General features: G+C 55.7%; 1 protein-coding gene and 1 pseudogene. Both read left to right on the top strand.

Translation table 11 applies throughout. From position 1 onward, the window contains the following. Nucleotides 1–424 (top strand): annotated as a pseudogene (locus FEAC_RS15745) (hypothetical protein); the annotation flags it as partial. Further along, nucleotides 354–680: Mu transposase domain-containing protein (locus tag FEAC_RS16055; protein WP_419195377.1), on the top strand; the 327-nt coding region annotated here is incomplete at its 3' end. The pseudogene FEAC_RS15745 and the gene FEAC_RS16055, both read left to right, overlap by 71 nt.

Below are 680 nucleotides of genomic sequence, written 5' to 3' on the forward strand. Positions count from 1 at the left end.
GCCATCCAAGTATGACCCGGTATTCAACGAGAGCTACCTGGAGTGGGCCAGGCACTATGAGGTCACGATTCTACCAGCTAGACCCCGAAAGCCTCGAGATAAGGCCGCCGTTGAAGGAGGAGTCCTGATCGTCGAACGCCAGATTCTCGCCAGGCTTCGTCACGTCAAGTTCTTCTCCCTGTACGAGCTCAACCAGGCAATCTACGAGCTCTTAGAGGAGCTGAACGCTCAAGGGTTCCAAAGGCGAGAGGGGACCAGAAAGAGCGTGTTTGAGGCTGTGGACAAGCCAGTGATGCGTCCTCTGCCTACTACGGCGTATGAATATGCGGAGTGCCAAGCGGTTCAAAGTCCAGATGAACTACCACGTACGGGTCCTAGACGGCTACTACTCGGTTCCCTACGATCTGGTTGGCCAGACCCTTGATGTACGGGTTACCAGAACCACAGTGGAGATCTTCTCGGCTGGAGTGCGCATAGCGAGTCACCGACGATGTGAGAGGAAGGGTCAGTACCAGACTTCTTTTGCGCACATGCCCTCGAGTCACCAGGCCCAGGCATCATGGACCCCGGCAAGGATACTCAAGTGGGCTCGGACGATAGGACCAAGTACCCAGGTGGTCTGTGAGACGATCATGTCTGGACGGCACTACCCAGAACAAGGCTTTAACCAGTGCAGAGGT

The sequence above is a fragment of the Ferrimicrobium acidiphilum DSM 19497 genome (assembly GCF_000949255.1).
GTDB classification, from domain to species: Bacteria; Actinomycetota; Acidimicrobiia; order Acidimicrobiales; family Acidimicrobiaceae; genus Ferrimicrobium; species Ferrimicrobium acidiphilum.